The organism is Tolypothrix sp. VBCCA 56010 (genome assembly GCF_050875635.1).
Classification (GTDB): Bacteria; Cyanobacteriota; Cyanobacteriia; order Cyanobacteriales; family Nostocaceae; genus Hassallia.
Genome location: NZ_JBPAOH010000374.1, coordinates 1 through 915, shown reverse-complemented (window position 1 = coordinate 915; position 915 = coordinate 1). Strand labels below are relative to the sequence as shown.

Here is a 915-nt window from a genome sequence, read left to right as displayed (position 1 = left end):
AGAGGATGTCTGAAAAGTAAGGAAGCTCACGTCACGGTATTCTGTCAGTAGAAAAAACACTTAAGTAGACAGCGTGACGAAAGCAATGAATCCATCTTACCCAAGTAACCTGACATTAGAACAATGGGAAGTCTTATCAAGACTGATTCCTGAGTCAAAACCAGGTGGTCGTAAACGTAGCGTTGATATGCAAGCAATCGTTAACGCAATCCTTTACATCTTGTGTGCGGGTTGTGCATGGCGAATGCTCCCAAACGATTTCCCCAAGTGGAAAACTGTGTATCATTACTTCCGACAATGGCGAAAAGATGGAACATGGCAAAAAATTCATGAAAGGTTACGTTTGTGGGTACGTGTTAGTCAAGATCGAGAACCATCTCCATGCCTAAGCAATTATGGATAGTCAAACCGTTGAAACGGCAACAATGGTTTCCCAAGAAGTTGGTTACGACTCTGGCAAAAAAATTAAGGGGCGCAAACGGCACATACTCGTAGACACCTTGGGTTTACTGTTAGTCGTGGTAATAACTGCTGCTGATACAAGCGAACAAGCAGGTGCAAAACAAGTACTTTTGAAGCTGGACGCAGTACGCGATCGCTTTCGTCGGTTAATCAAAATCTGGGTTGATGGCGGCTATCGCGGCAAGAATTTTCAGCATTGGGTGATTGATGTCTACCGATGGATTTTAAGTGTTGTTACCCGCCATGAACAACAGAAAGGTTTTGTTGTACTCCCCAAACGTTGGTTAGTTGAGCGAACTTTTGGCTGGTTTAACTGGTGCCGACGATTGAGCAAAGATTATGAAATTCTACCTGAGACGACTGAAGCATTTATTTATGTTGCCATGATTCGTTTGATGCTAAAGCAACTTGCGTAATTAAAATCACCTATCTAAAACTTCTCAGACATCCTCT

1 protein-coding gene is annotated in these 915 nt (G+C 42.7%); it reads left to right on the top strand.

The window, feature by feature from the left end; translation table 11 throughout:
• Positions 1 to 85 precede the first annotated feature (85 nt).
• A protein-coding gene (locus AABK37_RS41555; RefSeq protein WP_432557207.1) for an IS5 family transposase occupies positions 86 to 878 on the top strand; the annotation gives its coding sequence in 2 pieces (ribosomal slippage) (positions 86 to 388 and positions 390 to 878; 792 coding nt in all).
• The last annotated feature ends 37 nt before the right edge of the window (positions 879 to 915 follow it).